4 protein-coding genes are annotated in these 6,057 nt (G+C 44.1%); 1 reads left to right on the top strand and 3 read right to left on the bottom strand.

The window, feature by feature from the left end:
• Positions 1-83: 83 nt before the first annotated feature.
• Positions 84-539 (bottom strand): methylglyoxal synthase, encoded by a 456-nt coding sequence (locus AB4496_RS15465; RefSeq protein ID WP_009844869.1) that lies wholly within the window; start codon positions 537-539, stop codon positions 84-86.
• A 60-nt stretch (positions 540-599) separates the two neighbouring features.
• Positions 600-1,628 (bottom strand): TMAO reductase system periplasmic protein TorT, encoded by a 1,029-nt coding sequence (gene torT / locus AB4496_RS15460; protein ID WP_009844868.1) that lies wholly within the window; start codon positions 1,626-1,628, stop codon positions 600-602.
• Positions 1,629-1,720: 92 nt separating this feature from the next.
• Here torT and torS point away from each other — a divergent pair, with 92 nt between their 5' ends.
• Positions 1,721-4,744 carry a TMAO reductase system sensor histidine kinase/response regulator TorS gene (torS, locus tag AB4496_RS15455; RefSeq protein ID WP_009844867.1) on the top strand — a complete coding sequence of 1,008 codons (3,024 nt, stop codon included), beginning with the start codon at positions 1,721-1,723 and terminating at the stop codon, positions 4,742-4,744.
• 259 nt (positions 4,745-5,003) lie between these two features.
• On the opposite strand, the gene AB4496_RS15450 is transcribed toward torS, so the two are convergent.
• Positions 5,004-6,057 (bottom strand): fatty acid cis/trans isomerase (locus tag AB4496_RS15450; RefSeq protein WP_372131304.1); only part of this gene is annotated, 1,054 nt, incomplete at its 5' end.

Below are 6,057 nucleotides of genomic sequence, written 5' to 3'. Positions count from 1 at the left end.
CTTGTAGAAATCCCCAGCAATTCGCTGCAAAAATCAGCTCGAAAGATCAACACGCCCTAGTAAAGGGCTAATTTAACGTGTGATTATGTGCGCTCTGCCAAGTATGCTTCGTAGTCTGGGATCTCAATGATCACTTCTTCTTCAAGCAATGAAGAGTTAAACAGGAAGTTAGCGGTAGCGCGGTTGGTTGCTACAGGGATGTTCCAAACACTTGCGATACGAAGCAGTGCTTTTACGTCCGGGTCGTGTGGTACGGCATTTAATGGATCCCAGAAGAAAATCATCATATCGATCTTGCCTTCAGAGATAAGGGCACCAAGTTGTTGGTCACCGCCCATTGGGCCGCTGATCATGCTCTTAATCGCTAAGCCTGTTTCTTTACTGAGTAGAGAACCTGTCGTGCCCGTTGCATAAAGGAAGTGCTTTTGTAGTTTTTCTTTGTTCTCTTTGACCCATCTTAATAGCTCAGGTTTGAAATGGTCATGAGCGACCAAAGCGATGTTCTTATGCGTTGGCATAGTACGCGTCGTTTTTTGCATGGATGTTCCCTAAATGATTGATTCGTTTTTATTGTTTTGAGTTCTTTAGTCAATATAGCACTAAGGATTCACACTGAATACCGGGCGAAACTCAGAAGGTGACAATGAGTCGGCGATAATTTGATCTTTGAGTGTTGCGGGTGTCAGTGCCTCAATCATGGGTGCGCTATGTTTTTCATAAGGTTGACCACGCAAGTAATGGGTGGCTTGCTTTACCGACAAGCGACCTTGTTCAACCATTTTATCTGTTGGTGCAAAAAGCACCTTGTTACGAAGCAAACCGCGGTAGATTCCGTGACTTAAGTAACTTGAAATTAACCCAATCTCTTTGGTTTTACCCGCAGCTCTTAGTTCACTTATCGCAGCTTCAATCGCGACTGCACTTCCGACAATATATTGAATATCCGGTTGTTCGATGACTTGTTGTACCAAGTTTCTTTGCAGTTCTTTATCGTTGTCTGCCCAATAGCTGATCGCGATTTTGATATCGCTCGATTTGATTGCATCATAAAACCCGAGCGCCACAGGTTTAGTGCCACCGCTTGCTTGTGGGCCAAGTAATAGGGCGATAGGTGTTTCTCCTGACCCTTTTGGATGTCTTTTCGACAAAAACTCTCCGACTTGGAAGCCCATTTGATACCAGTCGACACCGACCGTGCCTTTTAATACTCTTTGTTGCTCTTTATTGACGGTTAACTCATTGACTGTGGCAAACACAGGGGTTGCTCCGACCCAGTTGGTCAGGTTCTCATGGTAAGCGTCAGGCGAAACTGTGCCTAAAATAATGGCATCAGCCCCCCATTGCGTGCAAAGCACCAGTTGTGAGGCCTGTTTGGCTACGTTGGGGTAACCGCCAGCTTCCAAAACTCTAAGTTCGACTTGTTGCTTTTCTGCTTCTGAGACCATTCCGTAGTTAACCGATAACCAATAAGAGTCTTTTAGGTGCGGATAAATGGCACAAATTTTTTCTTTTTGTGATGTGGCTTCTGCCGGTTTTATTGGGCTCAAAGGCTCACTAGCACTTACTACAGTGGTGACTGATGCTAGTAATGAGAGAAGAATTTTTGAAGTTAAAGGTCTAGATAGCATGAATTGCCGTTTTATTGGTTTTAGATAAGAAACACTGCAAAATATAGCGTATTCTGCATGGGTAAAGAAGAACGTTTTAAGGTTTAGAGTTTATGTTGTTAGCTTCAGCGAGTATTGGACGCAAGCTACTGGCCTCATTCTTAGTGATGGCCCTGTTGGTTTTATTGTCTGCATTGATCGGTGTTTCTGGTTTTAGCTTTGTAGCAAAGACTGAAAGAAACGTCGTCGATTCTGCTCTTCCTGCCATGATCGAAGCTCGTCAAGTATCTGAGTTGAGTAACCGTATTATTTCGTCGGTACAAACGCTTTCTAATGCGAGAAATGAAGCAGAAAGAAAAGAAGCGGGCACTATGTTGTTCGGTCAACTTGAGTCGCTTCTTCAGCATATCAAAGAACTTGGCGTCGACAGTTTTGATTCCCAACTTCTTAATAAACTCGAAAACAATGTCCAAAGTGTTATTAATACACTGGCTGAGTTGGGCGTGTCAGTTGAACGTAAGCTTTGGTTAAACAAGGAACTGTCTTCTCGTGTTGAAGAGATGCGTCTACTTGCGGAAGAGCTAGAGCAGCTAACCCGAACCCAAGTGTTGAACACGGCCACCATCGCAGTTGCCAACGTCACACACATCTATGACCTACTAGAAACTAAGCAAACTGATAAAGCCTACCAAGCCTTAGATGCGCTTGTTGAGGTTGACCTTGATTTGTCTGAACGCTTGCACGAATTACATTTGTTGGCGTACAAAATGCTTAATCAAATTGAAGAAACGCAGACTGTCACTAACGTTGAACGTATTCATCAAATCCAATCTGAGTTTGAATCTAATCTAAGAATTATGGCGCGCCGTGTGAAAGCGGTCGAAGATCCGACTCGTTCAGCGCAGATGTCTCAGTTGCTTGAAGAGTTGAGAAAACGCCAGGTCGTGTTCGATATCTCGCTAGAACAATATGAGAACACCAAAAAGTCAGAGTTTCTGATGCAAAATACGTTGGAGCTGTTCTCTCAGCTGAATACAACGGTTAACCAACTGGTTGATGATTCAAACCGAAGCACAAAAAAAGCGGTTGATGAGCTGACCAGCACGTTGAATCTGGCTCAATGGTCGCTGTCTGTGATTTCGGTTATTGGTTTGGTTATCGTCGCATTTATCGTTTGGCGAGTGGTTTATATCTCGGTGGTTAAACGTCTTACTGAATACTCTTCAGCTTTGATGTCTATCGCTCAGGGGCGTCTGAATATCGATATCTCGGTTAAAGGTAATGATGAACTGGCTCATATGGGTGAGGCTATTATTACAGCGAGAAATACGGCACAGGCGCTACAAGTGGTTGCCGTTGGAGAAGCGAAGGCGAAACGTGAGCTCGAAGAACATAAAGAGCACTTAGAAGAATTGGTCACCGACCGAACTTATCAACTGCAAAAAACCAATGAGAAGTTGAATGTCGAGGTGGAAAATCACGCTAAGGCTCGTAATGCCGCAGAACAAGCAAGCCGGGCTAAGTCCGCCTTCCTCGCGACGATGAGCCATGAAATACGAACACCGATGAATGGTGTGTTAGGTACGGCTCGATTACTTAAAGATACTGGGCTAGATCCTTTGCAATCGGGTTATGCCGATATCATTAACCGCAGCGGCAAGAATCTTCTCGCCATTTTGAATGACGTGCTTGATTATTCAAAGATAGAAGCGGGGCATTTAGAAATACGCACGGCTTCGTTTGATCTCTACCAAATGGTTAAAGATACCTACCAACTAATGGAGGGACGTGCTGCTGAGAAGAAACTTAATTTCGATTTCCATATTGAAAGTAACGTACAACGTTATTGGCGTGGTGATGTAACACGAATCAGCCAAATTTTGAACAATCTGGTTGGCAATGCGATTAAGTTCACTGAAACAGGCTCAGTCGATATCTTTATCAGCTTAGATATAGAAGATGAAAATCGAGTGATGTTTGAAGTGTCAGACACGGGGGTTGGCATTGATAGCAAAGAGCAAGCTTGTCTGTTTGATGCATTCACCCAAACCGGTAGTGGTCGCAATAAAACTGGCGGCACTGGGCTAGGGCTAGCGATCAGCAAAAGTATCATGCAAGCAATGAACGGTGATATTGGTGTTCATTCCGAAGAAGGTGAAGGGAGCCAATTCTGGTTCTCAGTACCTTTGTTCGCGGGTGAGAAGATTGAAACGAAAGCACCGACTATTGAAGCTTGTATCCGTGCCAAAGTACTGTTGATTGAAGATAACCCTGTTAACTGCATTGTTGCTGAAGGATTTCTGAATAACCTAGGCCATGACGTTGTGATGGCGACAACAGGAGAAGAGGCCAGAGCTATATTCAGTGAGCAGGCGTTTGATATTGCGCTGGTAGACATCAATCTACCCGATTGTGATGGCATAGAGCTGATTCAACAGTTAAAAGCGATCCTAGAACAAACGTCCACGGCTGAGCCGCTAAATATACCCCCTATGGTGGCGGTGTCGGCGCATGTATTCAATGAAGAAGTCGAAAGCTATTTAGCATCAGGGTTCGATGGTTTCTTGCCTAAGCCGTTGGAGAAAGAGGCTCTTTCTCAGCTCATCGTTACTCAACTCGATGGTAAAGCACTGTTGTTGCCACAGCCTGATCCGAATGATGCTGTTTGCAAACAAAACTATAAACGCGTAATTGAGAGTAACAGTGATGAACTGAACGCCACACAGATGGCAGATGTATTGGCTAATCACACGGCTATAATTGATTCTCAATATGATACCCAAGACCGAGGAGATGCTCCGGTGAAATTGATTGATTCCAAAGTGATAGAGGGTGATCTGTCGATTCTTGGATTAGAGAAAATGAAACAGATCGTTGCGCTGTTTGATGAAAGCAGTGACCTGACCTTGAATGAATTAGCTGAGGCGAGTCAAGCGGATGATGGACGAGAAGTGAAGTCCTTGGCGCACAAACTTAAAGGGTCGGCGGGTAGTTTGGGTCTATCAGCACTGTACAGCTTGTGTCAGAGCATTGAAGCAAGCGAAGAACCATTATTGCAGTATCGAGATAACGACCAAGCTTTATCGGAACTAGTTAGAGATTCGTTGAAGGCACTTGTGCCCTATGTTTCCGTTTAACGATGTGAGCCTGTTTTAAGCTTATACCTAATCTGCAAGCTAAATAAAAAATCCTCTGAACGACTATTCGTCAGAGGATTTTTTATAGCATGTGTACCAATGGTTCTTTAAGAAAGACTTACCAAGATTTCAAGTAATATGGCCGACGATTAAGGCGATATAGCCGACGTTCAAGGCAATATAGCCGACGCTCGAGGCAATGTGCTCAATGTTCAAAAGCTAGAATCAAGGTATACCGTTTACTCGCTATCTATTTTTACTATCTATTCTCAAAACGGTTGTAATCCAATAAACCAAACTCAATCGGTTGATCTTGTTGATACCAACGGTGAACTCGGTCGCTGAATGGCCAGAACTCAGGCGAACTGCGTCGTACTGCAAACTTATCCAGCAACGCGACGTAATCTTTTTCTGTGTCCAAGCTTTGCAGTGCTTTAACCAGAGTCGGTATATTGCGCTCAGTTAATGACAGATAAGCGGCAGGGTAGCTACCTACAACCCCACGTACTAGTGTTAAGTCGTCATTGGCGTAATCTCGATTACCCTCTTCATTGAACAGGCTTGAAATGTTGCTGTGAGCGTTATTGTGAATCATGGTGAACAGCTGCTCATCGCCGTTCTCGCTTTCAATCATGATCGTAACTAATTGAGGCACATGACGCAGACCAACTCCCTTAATCAAATTCACTTGTTTGAGCAGAGCTTCGTTTTTCCGACTGAAACCTGTTTCGACAATATCAAAGCGATTATCGAGGATCGGCGCGAGCTTATCTTTGATCATATTAAGCAGTTCACGCTTAGGATTTGTCGTTTTGTATATCACGTTGGTTGGCTGGTCAAAAGGTGCAATATTACGCTGCAAGTAGTCGCTCAACTGTGAGCTTTGGTTTTCATACCAACTTGAGTGTTCAATGTGTCGTACGTCTTTTGGAAGAAGGGTCAAGAAGTTACTCTCACCCTCAAGGCGCAAGAAATCCATAAACATACGGGTAATCAGTTGGTGGCCGAAGTTACCGTAGACATCAAAACCAGCAACGAGAAGGTAATGGATACGTTCTAGAAGGGCGTAATCAAGAATCCACGCTGTCTTGGGTTGTGGGCCAACTAAACCTTGAACAACTGAAGCGCTATCAAAGTGTCTAAAGATAGTAAGCGCGGCATTACGGTTCGTGCCATTGCCATCCCAAATGATATCTGTGTCTAGATTTACTCCGCTATCAAACCATTGATTGGTGAAGTCTGATTTTGCATTAAGGTATCGAGCTTGTTGCTTCGCGTAGCTCACCCAGCTTGTGACAGGGACAGTGTTGCTT

The sequence above is a fragment of the Vibrio sp. 10N.222.46.A1 genome (assembly GCF_041473595.1).
GTDB lineage: Bacteria > Pseudomonadota > Gammaproteobacteria > Enterobacterales > Vibrionaceae > Vibrio > Vibrio tasmaniensis_A.
Note: the sequence above shows the minus strand (reverse complement) of the source record. Positions and strands in the feature narration are given on the sequence as shown.

Excerpts from the sequence above, each read along its gene's own strand:
- AB4496_RS15465 (WP_009844869.1), bottom strand. The coding sequence starts at position 539 with ATGCAAAAAACGACGCGTACTATGCCAACGCATAAGAACATCGCTTTG.
- torT (WP_009844868.1), bottom strand. The coding sequence starts at position 1,628 with ATGCTATCTAGACCTTTAACTTCAAAAATTCTTCTCTCATTACTAGCA.
- torS (WP_009844867.1), top strand. The coding sequence starts at position 1,721 with ATGTTGTTAGCTTCAGCGAGTATTGGACGCAAGCTACTGGCCTCATTC.